Origin of the sequence: Spirosoma endophyticum (genome assembly GCF_900112365.1) — a bacterium.
Taxonomy (GTDB): domain Bacteria; phylum Bacteroidota; class Bacteroidia; order Cytophagales; family Spirosomataceae; genus Spirosoma; species Spirosoma endophyticum.
In genome coordinates, this window is record NZ_FOLQ01000004.1 from 512,662 (window position 1) to 531,515 (window position 18,854).

The 18,854-nt window shown below is 47.3% G+C and carries 12 protein-coding genes; 8 read left to right on the top strand and 4 right to left on the bottom strand.

Features of this window, described 5'->3' with window-relative positions:
• Positions 1 to 176: 176 nt before the first annotated feature.
• Positions 177 to 3,086, top strand: a complete 2,910-nt coding sequence (locus BM202_RS14145; protein ID WP_093827075.1) for a glycoside hydrolase family 9 protein — start codon at positions 177 to 179, stop codon at positions 3,084 to 3,086.
• Between the two features lie 8 nt (positions 3,087 to 3,094).
• Here the strand turns inward: BM202_RS14145 and BM202_RS14150 are convergent, their stop codons facing one another.
• The 4 genes from BM202_RS14150 to BM202_RS14165 all read right to left on the bottom strand — a co-directional run bounded on the left by BM202_RS14150 (position 3,095) and on the right by BM202_RS14165 (position 9,381).
• Entirely contained in the window at positions 3,095 to 3,847 is a 753-nt protein-coding gene (locus tag BM202_RS14150) for a GLPGLI family protein (RefSeq protein WP_093827077.1), read from the bottom strand.
• 29 nt (positions 3,848 to 3,876) lie between these two features.
• Positions 3,877 to 6,726, bottom strand: coding sequence for a TonB-dependent receptor domain-containing protein (locus BM202_RS14155; RefSeq protein ID WP_093827079.1), 2,850 nt, complete (start codon positions 6,724 to 6,726; stop codon positions 3,877 to 3,879).
• Positions 6,727 to 7,016: 290 nt separating this feature from the next.
• A complete protein-coding gene (gene pabB / locus BM202_RS14160) occupies positions 7,017 to 8,351 on the bottom strand; it encodes an aminodeoxychorismate synthase component I (protein ID WP_093827081.1) in 1,335 nt (444 codons plus the stop codon).
• 1 nt (position 8,352) lies between these two features.
• Positions 8,353 to 9,381, bottom strand: coding sequence for an NYN domain-containing protein (locus tag BM202_RS14165; RefSeq protein ID WP_093827083.1), 1,029 nt, complete (start codon positions 9,379 to 9,381; stop codon positions 8,353 to 8,355).
• Positions 9,382 to 9,752: 371 nt separating this feature from the next.
• Here BM202_RS14165 and hisB point away from each other — a divergent pair, with 371 nt between their 5' ends.
• The 7 genes from hisB to BM202_RS14200 all read left to right on the top strand — a co-directional run bounded on the left by hisB (position 9,753) and on the right by BM202_RS14200 (position 18,818).
• Entirely contained in the window at positions 9,753 to 10,901 is a 1,149-nt protein-coding gene (gene hisB / locus BM202_RS14170) for a bifunctional histidinol-phosphatase/imidazoleglycerol-phosphate dehydratase HisB (RefSeq protein ID WP_093827085.1), read from the top strand.
• Positions 10,902 to 11,236: 335 nt separating this feature from the next.
• On the top strand, positions 11,237 to 11,803 hold the full coding sequence (locus BM202_RS14175) for a 1-acyl-sn-glycerol-3-phosphate acyltransferase (RefSeq protein ID WP_093827087.1): 567 nt from the start codon (positions 11,237 to 11,239) through the stop codon (positions 11,801 to 11,803).
• Between the two features lie 44 nt (positions 11,804 to 11,847).
• Positions 11,848 to 13,242, top strand: coding sequence for a DUF3500 domain-containing protein (locus tag BM202_RS14180; RefSeq protein WP_093827089.1), 1,395 nt, complete (start codon positions 11,848 to 11,850; stop codon positions 13,240 to 13,242).
• A 148-nt stretch (positions 13,243 to 13,390) separates the two neighbouring features.
• A complete protein-coding gene (locus BM202_RS14185) occupies positions 13,391 to 15,829 on the top strand; it encodes a TonB-dependent receptor (RefSeq protein ID WP_093827091.1) in 2,439 nt (812 codons plus the stop codon).
• 124 nt (positions 15,830 to 15,953) lie between these two features.
• Positions 15,954 to 16,511, top strand: coding sequence for a hypothetical protein (locus BM202_RS14190; RefSeq protein WP_093827093.1), 558 nt, complete (start codon positions 15,954 to 15,956; stop codon positions 16,509 to 16,511).
• A 278-nt stretch (positions 16,512 to 16,789) separates the two neighbouring features.
• Positions 16,790 to 17,419: a TetR/AcrR family transcriptional regulator gene (locus BM202_RS14195; RefSeq protein WP_245776666.1), complete on the top strand. Its 630-nt coding sequence runs from the start codon at positions 16,790 to 16,792 to the stop codon at positions 17,417 to 17,419.
• 82 nt (positions 17,420 to 17,501) lie between these two features.
• Complete coding sequence (locus tag BM202_RS14200; RefSeq protein ID WP_093827290.1) at positions 17,502 to 18,818, top strand: TolC family protein; 1,317 nt, start codon at positions 17,502 to 17,504, stop codon at positions 18,816 to 18,818.
• Positions 18,819 to 18,854: the final 36 nt, after the last annotated feature.

Consider the following 18,854-nt stretch of genomic DNA (forward strand, 5'->3'; position numbering starts at 1 on the left):
GAAAGCCCCGGTCATTATTGATCGGGGCTTTTTGCTGGAGCGACTTGTATAAATACAAAGAGCTTACCTACCGGCTGCTAAGAAATCCACTAATTAAGTTAACTTTATTTCTTTCTTGCTACGTAGTATAGGCGATTTATTTATCAAACTCGACTATAGATAAATACACTGAAGCTATGAGAGAATTTAAACTTTTCTTTTCGGTAATAAGCTTACTCCTTGCCTTCTCCGGTTGGGCACAAAATACAGTGAACGGTTCAGGCAATATCACCTCGGGAGGGCGCGTCCGTACGTTCTCGTACCATTTGCCAGCGAGCGCTCCAGCCGCCAATTTGCCCTTAATGATTGCCTTTCACGGCGATGGTGGAACGGGTGCTGGTTTTCAATCGTATGCCGGACTGGACGCGGTGGCTAATACGCAAAACTTCATCGTAGTTTATCCTAATGCCGTTTCTGTAGGCGGCAGCATTCAATTCAATAAATACGCAGACACAGCCCCTGGCTTCGGTTCAGTGGGCGATACCGGTGGGCCAAATCCTGCCGATCCGAACGCACCTGATGATGTACTTTTCACATCGGATCTGATCAATTACTTTACGCAGACGTACCAGATCAATCCGAATCGGGTCTACATCACCGGGCACTCGGGCGGTGGATTTATGTGCTATTTTCTGAGCATGGCTCTGCCCAATAAAATCGCGGCTTTTGCTCCAGTGGCCGCCAGTTTATGGGTCAACAATACGTACTCAAATGCCTACTTTACAGCGGCTAACTATAAACCGGTCCCCATTCTGCACATCCACAGCGCAGGCGACCCGACGGTAGAACCACCCATCAAACCGTATCCCAAAACGCCCGCTTATGCCTGGCCGTTATCGACATTTGCGGGCATGAACTGCAACAATTGGGGTACGTATTCAACAACCGCACTCGCGCCTAATAATCCAAACGTCGATTCATTAACCTTTTGTAGCTCAGGCAAGAAAGTAGTGCTTCTGATGACGAAAGACGCCAACCACGGCTGGAGTTCGTTATTCAATGTTCCGCAAACTATCTGGAATTTCGTTAAAAATTATCAGTTGGCTATCGTTACTCAACCGGTCGTTACGATCGACAATCACTTGAAAATTGATCAGTTCGGCTACCTGCCGATGGCGAAAAAGATTGCCGTCATCAGCAATCCGCAAACGGGTTATAATGCAACCGAAGCCTTTACGCCATCCAGTACGTATCAGATCCGAAAAACGGCCAACGATGCGGTCGTCTTTCAGGGAGCACCCGTAGCCTGGAATAGTGGAGCGACGCATACGCAGTCGGGGGATAAAGTGTGGTGGTTCGATTTTTCATCAGTACAGGATGCGGGCAGTTATTACGTATTTGATGCCGTCCAGCAAAAGCGATCCTATGCCTTTGCCATCAGTAACACAGTGTACAATAACGTACTGAAACAGGCCACCCGCGTCTTTTTTTATCAACGTAGCGGTTTTGCGAAACAAACGCCTTATGCACAAAGTCCCTGGACGGATGGAGCCGCCTTTCTGGGTGCTCAACAGGATACCGACTGCCGGCTGGTCACCAACACGTCGGCCACTACGTCTCAAAATCTGCAGGGTGGTTGGTTCGATGCAGGCGATTACAACAAATATGTTCCGTTTACGTACGGACCGCTGATGGACATGCTGCTGGCGTATCAGGAGAATCCGGCGGCCTGGACCGACGACTTCAACATTCCCGAATCAGGCAATGGTGTTCCGGATTTGCTGGACGAGGTGAAATGGGAACTCGACTGGCTGCGACGCATGCAGCAGCCTAATGGCTCGTTACTCCACAAAGTGTCGGTAACAGATTTTAGTGCTACGTCGCCACCCAGCGCCGATACGCACCCACGTCGGTATGGAGCCGCCAGCACGGATGCGACCGCTACGGGTGCGGCCGTTTTTGCACTAGCCGCCATTCAGTTTAAATCGCTCATTGATCCGCAAATGCAGGCGTATGGAAACACATTACAAACAGCGGCCATCAGTGCGTTTAACTGGACAACGAGTAATCCAGGTGTGGTTTTCAACAATACAGGTTTTAGTAGCGTCGCAGCAACTTACACCGAAAATGACCGCCTGGCCCGACGCGTGGCGGCCGCTGCTTTTCTTTACGGCTTAACCGGCGATGCGTCGTACCGGACTTTTTTTGATGCGAATTACGCCCAGGTTCACCTGATGCAATGGGGGTTTGCGTATCCGTTCGAAGCAACGTATCAGGATGCACTTCTGTATTATACTCGATTATCAGGGGCTACAACCAGCGTTAAGAATGCTATTTTATCGACTTATACAGCCAGTCTGAAAACCAATAACAGCGATAATCTCCCCGCCTATCTGAATCAATCCGACGCTTATAGGGCGTTTCTGAAAGATGGTAATTACACCTGGGGAAGCAACGAAACCAAGGCGCATCAGGGAAATATGTTTTTCTCAATGAACACCTATAATCAGGATGCTGCGAATAAAGCCAACTATCGGGATGCAGGCATGGGCTTCATTCATTACCTGCACGGTGTGAACCCAACCGCCTATTGTTACCTGACCAACATGAGTGGGTATGGTGGCGAATTTTCGGCTCCGACCATGTACCATTCCTGGTTTGGCGACGGTACGGTTTTCGATACCAACCCGCCACCCGGCTACCTGGTGGGTGGTGCAAATCCTACCTACACGCCCGATGCTGCCTACGCAGGCCCCGTCATTAGCCCACCACAAAACCAGCCGGTTCAGAAATCGTATAAAGCCTGGAATACCAGTTACCCCGAAAATTCATGGGAACTCAACGAACCGGCCATCTATTCGCAGGGAGCTTATTTGCGGTTATTGGCTCAGTCTCTGTGTTATACGAACGTAGTAACCAGCGTAAAATCGGGCAACTGGAACGACCCGACGACCTGGGCGTGCGGACGTGTTCCCACGCTCTCCGATCGGGTGGTCATTCGGCCAGCTCATGTCGTTTCAATTGGCGCGGCTGTCAACGCAAAAGCCATGGAGTTGAATGGGAAAGTGACGTATATTAATGGAGGAAAACTGACATTGGGAAATTGAGCTTATTGTCAATACCGAACTCCACCCCAACCATAAGGATTTCGGTGTGCTGTTATATTCTCTTCAATCCGTTGCTTGATCAGCGCATCATAGTCGGCATCCGTGATTTTCTTGCCTTTCTGTTTCGGCAATTTCAGGTCGTCGGGAGTTAGGGGTTTGAATGTTACGTTAGTGGCTTCAATTACGGCGTCGCCATCGTTGATGTCCAGTTCCAGAATCAGGCCTGGCAACCCATTCAACCGTTCTGGACCAGCCGGGACGGGAATATCCTGTGCAAACCAGGCTGTAATCTTTTGCTTTTTTATTGGGTCCTGAGTTTCGGCTTTCATGCAGATGTACCCCGCTACGTCTTTAATCTGATTGCCAATTTTCCAGACCGGGGCATGCAGTGAATCGTCAATAATGTATGTTTTGCCGAGCATTTCGATAATGTCCGTCTTTTTATCTTTCTCAAAATTACGATACAGTAAAAATTCTGATTTGCGCCACGAATACCCACCTTCTTCGGGTTCATCGCTGAAATAAGTATACAGACTTTCGTTCGGACTGAACGCAAGTTTCATCTTGATACCTTTATCGTTCTCCTCAAAGTTCTTAAAGGTCTGCGATTCGCGATCTTTCTGTTCCTGGCTCAGAAACGGCAGCCGGTTAATGATCTTAAACCAATGCTCTTTCCGAACATACGTAACAACGCCATCGGTTTTCTGAGCCATCGCCACCGGACCGATCAGCAGGCCTAGGATTATAAGTAATTTCTTCATGGTAGGAAAGGAAATTTAAACAGCGATTATTAATAGCCATCCCGGCGCATTTTATCCTGCACACCGCGCATGTTATACGTAAAACTCAATAAAAAATAACGGGCTAACGATTGAATCCGCTCGGTATTCGTGTAATTCTGCCCGGCATACTGTGAAACCACTACGTTCCGATTGAGCAAATCATAGGCTGAGAGTCGAATTTCGGCTTTTTTCGCTTTTCCTAAAATATGATAAAGCGACGAATTCAGAATTGGAATCTGCTGATTAAAACCCAGCTTTTCGTTTTTATAAACGCTATAATTAAGTGACGTATTCAGGTAGATACTACCCGGCAATTTCAGATTCAGATCGCCCCGAAAGCTGTTATTATAGATGGTTTGATTCTGCGTCGTATTGATTGAATAGCGGGTGTTTCCAACGCTAACGTTGGCGTTTCCGTAAAACGTAAACCAGTCTTTGGGTGTTAATTCGAGCCGCGCGCCCACCGTATAATTCTCATTGTTGGTTTCATTCAATATCTTATTGATACGTGTCAGATTGTGACCAAAGTTTAGTTGCGTATTCAGGTTGAGGGTAGCTTTTGTTTTTTTGAGCGGAAAACCAAAATACAGATATGTCCCCAGATTACGGCCACCCGTCAGGTTCTCAGGCATTGTGGTCTGAATGAGCGTCTGCGGATCATAGGTTTGGCTGTATACGATCTGGTTGACGTAGTAGGTGCCGTAGATGTTGGACCAGAAGGTGATAAAACTACCGGGATTGAAGTAATTAAAGCTGAGGTTAATGTTATGATTTAGCTGGGGTAGCAAATCGGGATTACCCTGTGTGATATACAGTGGATTTGTGTTCGTCGACACTGGCTGCAAATCCCGCGATGACGGAATCTGCACACCCACATTATAGCCTGCTCCGAGCGACCGGTTATTTTTCATTGAATAATTCAGGCCAATATTCGGAATCACCGTTGTATATGTCCGCCGGATCGACTGGAGAGGTTGTGTCTGATCGCGGGCAAACTTTCCATCAAGCTGGAACTGCTGCCCGGCTAATCCCGCCGATATGTTTAGCCCTTTGAATGAATAGCGGATGCTGCTCCCCAGGCGGTTAAACAGGTAATTATTCTTGTAGTATAAACTCAGTGAGTCAATCTGCCGACGGCTATCGTCAAGGTTTGCCACGTCGCGGTCCACTTCATCATAGCGGAGATTGAAGTTATAGAATGTTTCCCAGAAGAATTTTTTGGCAAATGGTTCGGCATAAAGCAGGTTCGCCTTGTACTGGTTACTCAGCGAGTTTGTTCCCTGGTCCTGATTCAGCACCCGTAACATGTCATTGACGTTTGTAGCCTGAAAGAATTCGTTGCGGGCTTTCAGGAGTAAATCACCATCGTTCTTGTTGATCTGATACGTAGCACTGGCGCCAAAACTGCGACCTTTCTTCTTGAATTTCAGCCGGTACAGCAAGGTATTGGCCATGTTAAACTGATTCGCTGAACTGTTATTCAATGTCCGGCTCAACGTAGTTGGCACCTCATTGGTAGCGGCTACATTTTGAAAAACCCGTTGTGTACTTTGCAGATCACTGCTACTGAATCCGAACCGGCCGTTACTGATCACGATCAATGTCTGTAATGAGTCGAGTTGTTTTTCAAAGCGTAAACTCACCCGGTGATTGGTATTAAGGTTGGCCTGATTACTGGTGTCCGTTGTGCTCAATACGGTCGATCCGGGCAAATAGCGCTTATTATTACGAAGGGCGTCTAATTGTAGCCGTGTTTGGTTAAAATAGTAACTAGTGCTCAGTTTAGTCGTCTTGGTATCATAATTGTAATTAAGCCCCCCCGCCATATTTCGGGAAAAACCACGTCCATTCCCGCCACTAATCGGAATTGTCAGGCTCTCATTGTCATCACCGAAACTGATGTATTGCGTATACCCGCTGAACCCGAAGTCGGCATTGTCATTCCAGTTGAAGGAATTACTTCCCCTAAAATCCTGATAATCATTAAAAGACAAGCCCTGCTGATTACTATTGTTGCCCAGTAATAAAGCCGAAAACTGCCGTTTGCTATTGAATTTATTATAACTGCCTTTGCCTTCATAACGGGTCGATACGTTATTGGAAGCGGGCCCTGCACCAGCCGTAACTTTCCCGAAGCCCCCTTTCTTGAATTCTTCTTTCAGCTCCAGATTAACGGTCTTTTCTTTCTTTCCATCATCAATACCCGTTAGCTTAGCCTGCTCGGTTTTATCGTTAAAGACCTGAACCTTAGTGATGGCTTCGGCCTGTATGTTTTTGGTCGCTAACTTTGGGTCGTCGCCAAAAAAACTTTTTCCGTCAACGGTCACCTTCTTTACCTCCTGGCCCTGGGCTCGAATATTACCATCCTGATCGACTTGAACACCCGGTAGTTTACGTAGCAAATCCTCGACGGTTGAACCGGGCGGCACTTTAAACGAGCTGGCATTATACTCAATCGTATCGCCCTTAATCGTCAACGGCGCCTTTGCTGTTCTAACCACAACTTCCATTAATTCCCTTGTTATGGGTTTCATCTTCAGTTCACCAAGATCTACAACGGCATCACCCGTCGGCTTAATTACCTGATTGTAAGGAATAAACCCCACAAATGAGATTTTCAGTACGTAGTTGCCCGCTTTGATATTTTTGAATGAAAAGGTGCCGGTGTCATTTGTACGTGTGAAATTTACCAGTGATGAATCTTTGGCACTCAGCAACATAACGGTCGATGAAGCCAGGGGTGCGGACGCCGTATCAACGGCGCGGCCTTGCAGTGTGAATCGGGTTAATGGAGGGTTTTGTGCGCAGAGTGCCGCCGAAAACAGACATAATACGACCAGCAGGAAAAGGTTTTTCATGGAGCATCAGGAATGAAGTTGAACAGGATGGAAGCAAAGCTACACGAACAGATTTTAGTTGGTTACTCCGTTAACGTTTTTTAACTAAATTTATAGTAGTTAATTTCGTAAACGGCCAACGCACTCACAATGAGCGATTTTCAGCCACGATCGTTGTAAGCTTTATCCCTTAAGAGAAAAAGTAGAGAGAAATTCCATAAAGAAGAGTTTACTTTTTTAATCAGGGGTTTACCGAGCCCAATTAGAGGTAATTAACGTAGTCCTCTTTACTATTGACCAGCGACTGACGACTAGTGGCTGTTCTCCAACACCTCCCGAATGGCTCGGGCTTTCAGCAGACACTCCTCCCATTCCTGCGCGGGGTCAGCATCGTACGTAATGGCACTCCCGACCGAGAATGACGCATACTGACGTTGGGCATCATATAGCAGCGTCCGAATGACTACGTTGAAATCGAAATCACCGTCGGGCGTGATGAAGCCAATCGCCCCTGAATACACGCCCCGCCGACTAACTTCCAGCTCATCAATTAACTCCATTGCCCTGATTTTTGGCGCACCCGTCATACTGCCCATTGGAAAGGCATTTCGAATGGCTTCGGCCCATGTTACGTTCTCGCGCAGTGTTGCGGAAACAGTCGAGATCATTTGGTAGACCTGCTGAAACCCGTAGATGCCAAACAGTTCGTCAACCTGAACAGAGCCCGTTACGGCGCTACGCGCCAGATCGTTACGTACCAGATCGACAATCATCAGGTTTTCGGCCCGCTCTTTTTCGGAGTTTAGTAGTTGGTCACGTAGCAGCACATCTTCGTCTGGCGTTATTCCTCGTCGGACAGTTCCTTTAATGGGTTGGGATAGAATTTTCTGGCCTTCTTTCTTCAGGAATCGCTCCGGCGAGGCACCCATTACGTACTTATCGCCGATTTTCAGAAAGCTTGAAAAGGGCATGGGTGAACGTTCAGTCAACGCACGATACATTGCCAGCGGATCGAGCGTTGCTTTCTCACTAAAAAATTCAATGCAGTAATTTAATTCATATACATCGCCTGCCAGAATATGCTCCTGTGTTCGGCGAACGGTATCCTGATACGTTTCGGGCGTAACCCGACACTGGATGTTGCGTTGCGCAGGGGGCCTGGGACGGGGGGCGTTAGGTTGGGGGTATGTCAGTAACTGGTTCAGCAATTCGTTTGCATCGCCGTCGCCCCTAATCACTACGTTACTTTCTGAAACGGTAGAATTTTCAAAATCAATTACCCACTCAGGTTCAACGAAATAAGCTTCCGGAAAACCCAGTCTATTGGGATGACAACTGGCTAAGGCTTCGAGCTGGTTCTTTAGGTCATAACCCCAATAGCCTACCAGAAACGACGGACGTTCGCTATGGGCTTTGTAGACGATCTCAAATGCGTCTGTACCAGCCGTATTCTCACCTGAAAACGGAATGACCCGTTTCGCCCCAACAAAGAGTCGGTTTGGAAACGGGTCATTAGGATATTCAATACGATTATTAGTCAGAAAAGCGACAAAACCCTCTGCGTACGTCTGCTGCGCCAGTGCCCAGGCCAATGCCTGCCACCGAAACGCGGAGATGTCGGTAACGGCCGCACGCAGGACATCCATACTATGGCCGTAACAACCGTACGTCTACGGCAATATCCTTACCTTCAGCATTTTGACCAAGCGTAAATTCTACTTCGTCATCTACCTGCAGCTCATTGAAATCAGTATCTATTAGACTTGTGTAATGGAAAAACAGATTATTAGGCGGGTAATTCACAAAGCCATAGCCCGTCTTTAAACTACGAATCGTACTGATTTTACGTCCTTCCGGATCATCGTCCACCACATCGGTATCGGCAACGTTGTAGTTTGGCTCATCCGATGGCAGGTATCCTTCATACGCATCGCCCGTATCGACACCGTGACTGAAACTATTTGTATTGCTATAAGTGCTGCCGTTGGCCGGTACGGCCGTAAATGTAGGGCGGGTCTGCGCTTTCACGAAAAGATTCTGAATAACGGTATCGTTCCGGCGGCTCCGATCATCAATCAAGCCATGCATGCCAACCGGATAAGAAACTTCTTCCAGCAAATCCTGTGAGGTGCGTGTTACTTGTTTTTCACCCTGCTCATTCAGGAATTCAAAATCCCAGCTTAGCACCATAATACGTGAACCAAGCGTATTCAGTTTACGAATAAGCGGCACATAATCCCCGTCGGATGTAATGAGTACCACTACGTCGAATTTCTTATATTGAGCCAGTTCGAAGGCTTCGAGTGCCAGCCAAACATCGATACCCTTTTCCTGCCGGTAACCCTGATACGTTTTCACGGGCAAATAGTGCGTTACGACGCCTTCCGACATAAGAATATCGTCGAACAAGCGATCATAGAACAGTTGATTACCGCGCTGATTGGCTTCGTGCGCATTCAATCGTCCCCGAAAATAGTGAGCATCAACAATCTGGCACAATCGTTCATTAACCCCCTCTTCTTCGGCTACCTGACGCCGAATAAACGCGTGTAAACCTGAGATACTGATGCGACTGCGTCGTTCGTGGGAGTAGTTATAATAGTTACTTACATGTAAGAAATAATTACCGTCATAGAAAACCCCGATTCGGGTTAGTCTGGATGAAATTGTCGGCATGTTTTACCTAAGTGTTTACAAATTTATAAGATAATGTATTTAAATTTTTTATTGGCTAGGCTGTTTTTATAGAGATTATAAGTATACGGAAAAGCTATTTTGACAACTGTCTATGACTCATTCGTACCAATAAGACTGTAAAAGCAACTCAGTAACAGGTATACTATAAGTTGTAAGAATCTGGCTATGTCTATATGACCAACCTTATTGCTGTTAGCCAGACAGCGTATAAAACTTACGGCTTATAAGGATAAAATAACGAGTGCGGATATAACTATAGGACCGATATAAGAACTATACTGCAAACATAGACATTTTCTCAAGCAACGCCAAGAGGCTGTATCTTTGTGCGCTAATTCCCGCTTATTTCTATGCAAAAAGTTCTGTTCATTGATCGCGATGGTACACTCATTATCGAGCCGCAACCCGATCAACAGGTTGATTCATTCGCCAAGCTTGACTATGTTCCTAAAGCCATTTCAGCGATGCGTAAAATCGCCGAAGAAACTAATTATGAACTGGTAATGGTGACAAACCAGGATGGTCTTGGTACCAATTCATTCCCTGAAGATACCTTCTGGCCCGCTCATAATAAGATGCTCGCTACGTTCGCAGGCGAAAATATTCACTTCTCGGCAGTCCATATTGACCGTCATTTCCCGCGTGATAATTCTTCGACACGCAAACCTGGCATCGGTATGCTGACCAATTATTTTTCGGATAACTACGATCTGGCGAACAGCTATGTAATCGGCGACCGACTGACTGACGTACAACTCGCCATTAACCTCGGAGCAAAAGCCATTCTGTTTGTGCCTCCCAACGGTCTGCCGACGGTTCAGCAGGCTGATGTAACTGGCCTGACCACGGATATGCAAAACGCAATTGCGTTCACTACCGACGACTGGGATGAGATTTATGAATTTCTGCGCTTACCAGCCCGTACGGCTCTGGTTGAACGTAGTACGAAGGAAACTCAAATTCGGGTAGAACTAAACCTAGATGGAAAAGGCCGGGCTGATATACATACAGGACTTGGCTTTTTCGATCACATGCTCGATCAGGTAGCCAAACATTCGGGAGGTGACCTGACCATTCAGGTCAACGGCGATTTGCACATCGACGAGCATCATACCATTGAAGACACGGCGCTGGCACTGGGTGAAGCGTACCGACGGGCCCTCGGCGACAAACGCGGTATTAGCCGCTACGGTTTTTTATTACCCATGGATGAGGCTCTTGCCCAGGTTGGCATTGATTTCTCAGGTCGTCCCTGGCTCGTGTGGGATGCCGAATTCCGGCGCGAGAAAATTGGTGATATGCCTACCGAGATGTTCTACCATTTCTTCAAATCTTTTTCCGACACAGCTCTTTGCAACCTGAATATTAAGGTAGAAGGAGACAACGAACATCATAAAATAGAAGCCATTTTCAAGGCCTTTGCTAAAGCCATTAAAATGGCTGTCCGGCGTGATATCAAGGAGTTGGACAACCTTCCAAGCACAAAGGGGGTTTTGTAAGCCAATAGTCATCATAAGGACGCCCGAGCGGTCGCTAGTGAGCAGTTGTTAGGTACTAGTTGATCATGTCTACTTATTTTCCTATTGACTAACGATTGATAGCTAGCGACTATTAGCGCTTTCTGTTTACTTTTGCATCAGAATTCAACTGATAACGACATGGATTTATCAACCCCTTTGACACTTCTGTTCTACGCGGTATTGCTAGTATCGGCATTCATAACTGGCCGTTGGTTAGAACGTAACGATCGGAAGTATTAATTTTGCCGGGCAGTCAATAGTCGATAGTCAACAGTTACTGTAGACTGTTGACTATCGACTATTGACTGATTATTATGCTGGGTGCTATTACCCGTTGGTTATTTAAAATTTGGGGCTGGCGCGTAGCTGGACCTATTCCCACCGTACCGAAAGCGATTTGGGTGGTAGCCCCGCACTCAACCAACTGGGATTTTCTAATTGGCTTGGGCATTCGGCCAACAATCCATATCTGGATTCAGTATTTAGCTAAAAGCTCCCTGTTTACATGGTATTCTGGCTGGTTATTTCGCGCTCTAGGCGGTAAGCCAGTCTACCGGAACAAGTCGAATAATTTAGTGGACGCTATGGTTGATGTTTTCAACCAAAATGACCAGCTACACATCTGTATCGCCCCCGAAGGCACCCGAAGCAATGTTTCAAAACTAAAAACAGGCTTCTATTACATTGCGCTCAAGGCGAACGTTCCTCTCATTCTTGTCGGCTTCGACTGGCCCCGCAAATTAGTTCCTCTGAGCAAACCGCTCTACGTGACGGGCGATTACAAAAAGGACATGCTTCCTTTCTACGAGTTTTTTTCACAGGTGCAGGGCGTCAAAAAAGACTGGCTGAAACAGTGGGAAGATACGGGTATAATTGAATGAGTCGAATCTGATTTTTGAACATAGCACACCTAAAGTCAATTCCTATGAACGGAAAATCCATCTATTCTTACCTGGCTATTCTCCTGTTCCTTGGCGTAGTCGTTTCCTGTAAAAAAACGGAGAATGATATCCTGTACGCCCCTTCATTAAATTGTTCAACCGTAGCGCTTAGTACGTCGGCATTCACGAACAACGGCTCGGCGCAGAGTACAACGCTGTCCATTGGCCTGAATAACGCTGTGGCAGGTTCCATTACGTTTGCGATTATCAGTGCTGATTTCACACCCAACACCTACACAACGACCGTGAAAGACGGACAAACTTCGGTAGCCGTTCCTCTTACATTCGACGGTACAACGAGTTTTACTTCTGAGACAATTACAGTATCGGCTACTTCCTATGGAGTCGGCACCTGCGTAACCACAGCCACTATTTCGGCTGGCTCTTCCACGACAACATCACCCGATTGCAGCACCGCGACTACCCAAACGGCCAGAGTCGTTTGTGCCGCAGAAGCCTTCATGGCTACCCTAACGACCGCTCAAAAAGCAGCGCTGGTGCTTGATTATACCAAAGCCAATGCCATCAAATGGTCAAATCTTCCTTGTGGCTCAGCTTGCCGCAATGGTCTGTCATTCAGCACACTAACGACGGATCAGGTAACGGCTGCCCTGGCCGTTGTGGCAGCAGCAACGAGTACAACCGCCAATGAGGGTTACAGTGAAATTACCCAGATCAGGGCGGCAGACGATATATTGAATCTGACAAGCAACAGTAGTTCATATTCATCGGGCCTTTACTTTATCGCTTTCCTGGGTACGCCATCCACAACCGGTACCTGGCAACTTCAGTACGGCGGTCACCATCTGGCCATAAACACTACGTATAATGGAGGTGCCGTGAAAAGCGCGACGCCACTCTTTGAAGGCGTTGAACCCAGAAGCTGGACGGCTATAAATGGGACCGGTACCGTTTACGCGCCACTCGCCGGTGAGCAGTCGGCAATGGCAGCCATGCTGGCTTCATTAAGCACCGACCAACTGGCAAATGCCAAACTGAACAGCACGTTCAGCGACGTAGTACTTGGCCCGGATAACGATGGAAAATTCCCAGCCACAAAAGTGGGGATCAAGGCCAGCACCTTAACCGCCGATCAGCAGGCTTTGGTGCTGGCCGCCATGAAACCCTGGCTGCAGGATACAGATGACGCTACGGCCACTAGTTTACTGGCTACTTACAAAAATGAACTGGACAATACATACATCGCCTATTCCGGAAATACTACGTTGACCGCCAACGCCGATTATGTGCGCATTGACGGCCCCAGTGTCTGGATCGAATTTGTCTGTCAGACGGGCGTAGTTTATCCGAATCAAATCCACTACCACAGCGTCTGGCGTGACCATAGCCGCGATTACGGAGGCAATTTCACGTTTTAAACAGCATTTGCCGGGCCCACGTCAATTGCAACATTATTGCAAAAAGATTCTCACTTTTAGAGGTAGATAAGTCTATTTTCTTATTTTTGCAACATCGTTGCGTGAAATTCAATTTTACGTAACGATGTCATCAGGAATAAGTAATAGAATGCAATCAGGGCCATTCACCCAGCGTACGTACAGAAAACTTACCAGCCACTGCATTTGCCTATGGCTGGTTTTATGCATTACACGCTTTGGCTGGGGCCAGAATTCGACCGTATGCACTGACTCATTGACCGGGCAAATTCAGGGTCAGGATACTCGGCAACGGAGTGAGAAGCTAGCTTTAGTGGGTGCAACAGTTTATGTGCGGGAAGTCGGGAAAGGAGCCGTTGCCGATTCTAACGGATATTTCCGGCTAACGGGATTATGTCCAGGTACCTACACTCTCGACTATCAGTTTATTGGTTATAAAAAGCAGACACGTAGCATTCGCCTTCCGCTAGCTGACCCAACAAGCTCGTCGGTAACGCTGCTATCCGAAAACGTTACGTTGAATGAAGTGACTGTAACGGAACACCGATCCGAAGCCCAGCAACTTCTCCAGACACAGGTCAGCTTATCGGGTGCGGCTCTCGACCAAACGCGCGGCCAGTCGCTGGGCGAAAGCCTTAAATCGCTGGCTGGACTATATTCCATTCAAACCGGACCCAGTATTTCCAAGCCGGTTATTCACGGCTTATACAGCAACCGAATTATCATTCTCAATAACGGCATCCGGCAGGAAGATCAGCAATGGGGCACCGAACATGCGCCACAAGTCGATCAGTTTCTGGCATCGCGTCTTACCGTGATCAAGGGCGCAGCCAGTATTCGGTACGGGTCCGATGCCATCGGTGGGGTAATTTTAGTGGAGCCTAAAGCCATGCCAACGCAGCCGGGCATTGGTGGTGAAGTGAACGTAGTGGGGGCTACAAATGGTGGCATGGGTGTGGCATCGGGTATGCTGGAAGGAGCATTCAGCCGAACGCGGCCCGGCAAGAAATTGACGGGGTTAAGCTGGCGTCTTCAAGGTACGATTAAACGGTCTGGCTATGTCAGGACGCCCTATTATTTCCTGGAAAACACTAGTTATCACGAGAACAATTTCTCAGGTGACATTCACTACGATCACAAGAATTGGGGGGCCGAGGTGTTTTACAGCCAGTTTGATACAAAAATTGGGCTGTTTACGGGTGCCCAGGTTGGTAGTTTAGCCGATCTTTATGCCGCCATCAGCCGCCCTGAACCGCTGGCCCAACCGGGCTTTTCCTATGCGCTCAATCGTCCGTATCAGGACGTACAGCATGATTTACTCAAAATTCGTACTTACTGGCGATTCAAAAATGAAAGTACCTTAACAGCCACCTTTGCCCGACAAAAGAATACGCGTCGCGAATATGATTTCATATCGTTTAGTGGCGCGTTGAATCCTGAATTATACCTCAGGTTAATCACGCATACTACCGATTTAATCTGGGAGCATCGGGACATAAAAACCACGAACAGCGGACAGTGGTCGGGCAGTGTTGGATTCAATGGAATCACGCAGGGCAACGTGCGTCAATACTTATTTCTGATTCCTAACTTCCGTAATTATGGCGCGGGCTTGTTTGGTATTGAACGCTATGCTGTTGGCCGGTGGACATTAGAAGCTGGTCTGCGCTATGACTATCGCTGGTTGCGGGCGTATTTCCTCAACGAAGCCACCACTCAAACGTACTTCACAACCCACAACTGGCAGAACGCCAATGGCTCGCTGGGCGCGGCCTATCAATTACGGCCTGACTTAACACTAACAGCGAATGTCAGCACTGCCTGGCGCGCGCCGAACGTAGCAGATCTGTATTCCAATGGGTTACATCAAAGCGCGGTTGCCTATGAACGTGGCAATCCGAATCTACAGCCCGAACAAGCCTATAATGGAAACCTTGTACTGGCATACACCGGCCATCGACTAAGTGGCGAAGTTGGCATCTATAACAACCTCATTCACAATTATATCTACCTCAAACCCGACTCTGTGCCGGTTATCCGCCAGCGGGGCGCGTTTCCTTCATACAGTTATGCACAGGTACAAGCAAGATTTCGGGGAATTGATGCGACACTTACTTATAAGCTGACCAGTCAATTAACGCTGACGACCAAAAATTCGCTGCTGTTCGCCTATAACCAGACGGATCGTGATTACCTCGTTTTCATTCCACCCAATCGGTCCGACAACAGCCTCCGTTACGATTGGGCGCGGTTAGGGCGACTTTCAAACCTGTACGTTTCGGTGAGTGGCTTATACGTAGCGCGGCAGAATCGGGCACCCGCCGTAACAAGTCGGCAGGAAAACGGGGACGTCATCTTTACAGGCGATTTTGCTCCTCCCCCACCCGCTTATTTCCTACTGGGTGCCGAACTGGGTTTTGCGGCCAAAGTCGGTAGGCAGTCGATGAGTGTGATTTTGACCGGCAGCAATCTGGCGAACGTAGACTACCGCGATTATCTGAACCGCTTCCGTTATTTCGCCGATGAACCGGGACGGAACATTAGCCTGAAAGTACGTGTCCCATTTTAAATGGACTATCTAGTTTCTGACTGATTATCAGCAATATAAGAAGAACTAATTAGAAATCACAGCAATAACGGACTCGCAGTTAACAATCCTCAACATATAATTTCACTTTTTAACGACCTGAGTCATGCAATCAATAAGAACAGCCCTATGGACCGTACTAGCCGTTTCATTTCTGGCCGGTGCCTGTAAAAACGACGAGCAGAACGTAGCACCAACAGACGATAATGAAGCCCTCACAACGGCCATTCTATCGTTGACCAACACCGCTAATGCTCAGGACGTAGTAACAGCTACGATTGAAAACCTGAACACAACGGCTGATTTTACAAAGGCAACCCTGAATCTGAAAGCAAATGCAACCTATTCGGGAGCGGTTCAGCTTTACGACAAAACTCAAACGCCTACACTAGATGCGACAACTGAAATCAGAGAGAAAGCGAACGAACATCTGTTTGTCTATACGCCTTCGGCAGCTAATCTGTTAACCGTAACAATTACGGATAAAGACTCAAATCCAACACCGGGGCCTTATCCAATTGGGCTGGCGTTTACGCTGAAAGCCGGAGTAGCCGCAATGGGAAAACTGAAGGTTCAGCTACGTCACCAGCCGAACGCCAAAAATGGGACAAGCGCCCCCGGATCGGATGACTTGAACGTCGATTTTCCTGTGACTATCATTTAATTCGCTCACCTCTTCAGTAAGCCGGGTCAAATGGCACTAGCCGTTTTGCCCGGCTTTTTGTCTTATTCGCCGGTTTAAAATAGTAATGGTCGACCGATGCCGTTGTAAGACGATGCATATTTTAATCTATTCCATTGCACTAAACCAATAAATTTCACTCCAAATCATAATTTATTTCACTATTTCAAGAATTTAAACATTTGTTTAAAAAAACCATTTGAATGATTTGGTTGTTTGTTAAGGACAACATACTTTTGATACGTTAAATGAAAAAGTCCATGGATTGTAGCGTACTGCCGTCAAAGTCAACCGAAGAGCGCATTCGGGAAGCTGCCAAGCGGGTATTCCTGGAGAAGGGATTTGATGGGGCTACGTCACGGGATATAGCCGATGCTGCTGGTATCAATATAGCCTTAACGAATTATTATTTCCGTAGTAAAGAGAAGCTGTTTATAAGCATCTTCGAAGAAATGATTCAGTTGTTCTTCAACGGAATGGTTGATATTATGAATAAACCAATCAGCCTGCGCGAAAAGATTGCTGAGTTGATTAGGCATGACTTTCAATTAATGAAGGAGAATCCAAGCCTGTCGCTCTTCGTCATGAACGAAGTCCATCGCAATCCAGAGCGTATGGTCAACAGCATTGGTGTTATGAAACAAATTCATCACTCCATGTTTGAAGAGCAATTACAACAGGAAGTGAAGCAGGGAACTGTCCGAGCGATCAATGCCATTCACCTGCTTCCAATGATCTTTTGTAATATCCAATTCCTGTTTATCGGGAAAGCTATGCATATGAAAATGTGGCAAATGGACGAAGCTGGCTTCGATAAATTTGCGGATAATCACAAACAGCTAGTCATAGACATGATTACGAACTACTTGTTTGAGTTTGAAAAAGTCTGATATTTTTTTGCCCACCATTTAAACAAATATTTAAAATTCTTGATTAATCACCATGTTTAAAACAAATTATTCAACACCAACCATGAAAACCATTCGATGGTTCCTCTCCACTACGCTGCTACTCACTGGGGCATTGGCACAAGCCCAGGATTACACGCTCGATCAATTGATCAATAAAGCCCTGACTAACAACTTCAATGTGCAGACAGCCCGGCTTGATGAGATCAAAACCGAGGCTCAGATTGCCGAGGTAAGAGCGAGCGCCCGTCCACAAGTGAATCTATCCGGCGATTACCGACGCTACCTCAAAATTCCGGGTCAGGTTATCCCCGCATCGGTCTTTGGCGGTCCCGAAGGAAGCTATTCGGCGGTTGCATTCGGGCTTCCATACAATCTATCGACCAGTGTGCAGGCCACTCAACAATTGTATAACCAGTCGCTGATGATTGCGACTAAAGCAGCTAAAGCCAGCCGGAATTTATCGGCGCTGCAAACGCAGAAAGTGAAAGAAGATGTCGCCTACAACGTATCGGCAACGTATTACAATCTGCAAACGACCGCCCAACAGATCGCCTTTTTACGCACTAACCTGGCATCCACCGAGCGATTGATTCGGATCACGGATTTGCGTCGCCAAAACCAGCTAGCCCAAGGCATTGACGTTGATCGACTGCAACTCAGTAAAACCTCCTCGCAAACGCAGATCGAATCGCTCCAGGCTACGTATAACCAGTTACTCAATGCGCTGAAATACCTGACTGGTACGCCCCAGACGGATTCGCTACAGGTTCGGACAGCGATTGAAGAAACGATTCCAGTTGCTCCGAGCAGCGAGTACACTATCAACCGCACGGATATACAGTTGCTCGATCAGCAAAAGGAAATTAACGGGCTGGAGCAACGAAACGTAAAAGCGGGCTTCGTGCCGACGGTATCGGCCTATGGCGTAGCCAACAGTTCGGTATATGCCATTGGTGGCGACAATTCCTATATCAAAAACTTACCGGGTTACTGGCTCGGGCTTCAACTGAACTGGAACGTATTCGACGGTCTGGCTCGTAAAGCCAAACTCAGCCAGAAGCGAATTGATGATCAGCGATTAGACGTACAGCTTCGGCAAACCCGCGAGTCGATTTCGATGGACATTGCCAATTCACGCAACAAATTTCTGGTCGAACAACAAAATCTCTCAACCAACCGGGGGCAGGTTGCTCTGGCGGAAAAAGTCTACACCCAAACTCAACTTCAATTCAAGGAAGGTACGGTTGACATCACTGATGTTGTTCAGGCCGAAACCTCACTACGTGACGCGCAGAACAACTACCTCACTACGTTGGTCAACCTTCGCACTGCCGAACTCGACTGGAAAAAAGCAACCGGTAGCTTAGTTAACCGCTAAATCGCCCCCATTAACACAACCATTAATCTCCGAAAA

What these genes read in the sequence shown, in the direction of transcription:
- BM202_RS14145 (WP_093827075.1), top strand. Translation starts at nt 177, where the DNA reads ATGAGAGAATTTAAACTTTTCTTTTCGGTAATAAGCTTACTCCTTGCC.
- BM202_RS14150 (WP_093827077.1), bottom strand. Translation starts at nt 3,847, where the DNA reads ATGAAGAAATTACTTATAATCCTAGGCCTGCTGATCGGTCCGGTGGCG.
- BM202_RS14155 (WP_093827079.1), bottom strand. Translation starts at nt 6,726, where the DNA reads ATGAAAAACCTTTTCCTGCTGGTCGTATTATGTCTGTTTTCGGCGGCA.
- pabB (WP_093827081.1), bottom strand. Translation starts at nt 8,351, where the DNA reads ATGGATGTCCTGCGTGCGGCCGTTACCGACATCTCCGCGTTTCGGTGG.
- BM202_RS14165 (WP_093827083.1), bottom strand. Translation starts at nt 9,381, where the DNA reads ATGCCGACAATTTCATCCAGACTAACCCGAATCGGGGTTTTCTATGAC.
- hisB (WP_093827085.1), top strand. Translation starts at nt 9,753, where the DNA reads ATGCAAAAAGTTCTGTTCATTGATCGCGATGGTACACTCATTATCGAG.
- BM202_RS14175 (WP_093827087.1), top strand. Translation starts at nt 11,237, where the DNA reads ATGCTGGGTGCTATTACCCGTTGGTTATTTAAAATTTGGGGCTGGCGC.
- BM202_RS14180 (WP_093827089.1), top strand. Translation starts at nt 11,848, where the DNA reads ATGAACGGAAAATCCATCTATTCTTACCTGGCTATTCTCCTGTTCCTT.
- BM202_RS14185 (WP_093827091.1), top strand. Translation starts at nt 13,391, where the DNA reads ATGCAATCAGGGCCATTCACCCAGCGTACGTACAGAAAACTTACCAGC.
- BM202_RS14190 (WP_093827093.1), top strand. Translation starts at nt 15,954, where the DNA reads ATGCAATCAATAAGAACAGCCCTATGGACCGTACTAGCCGTTTCATTT.
- BM202_RS14195 (WP_245776666.1), top strand. Translation starts at nt 16,790, where the DNA reads ATGGATTGTAGCGTACTGCCGTCAAAGTCAACCGAAGAGCGCATTCGG.
- BM202_RS14200 (WP_093827290.1), top strand. Translation starts at nt 17,502, where the DNA reads ATGAAAACCATTCGATGGTTCCTCTCCACTACGCTGCTACTCACTGGG.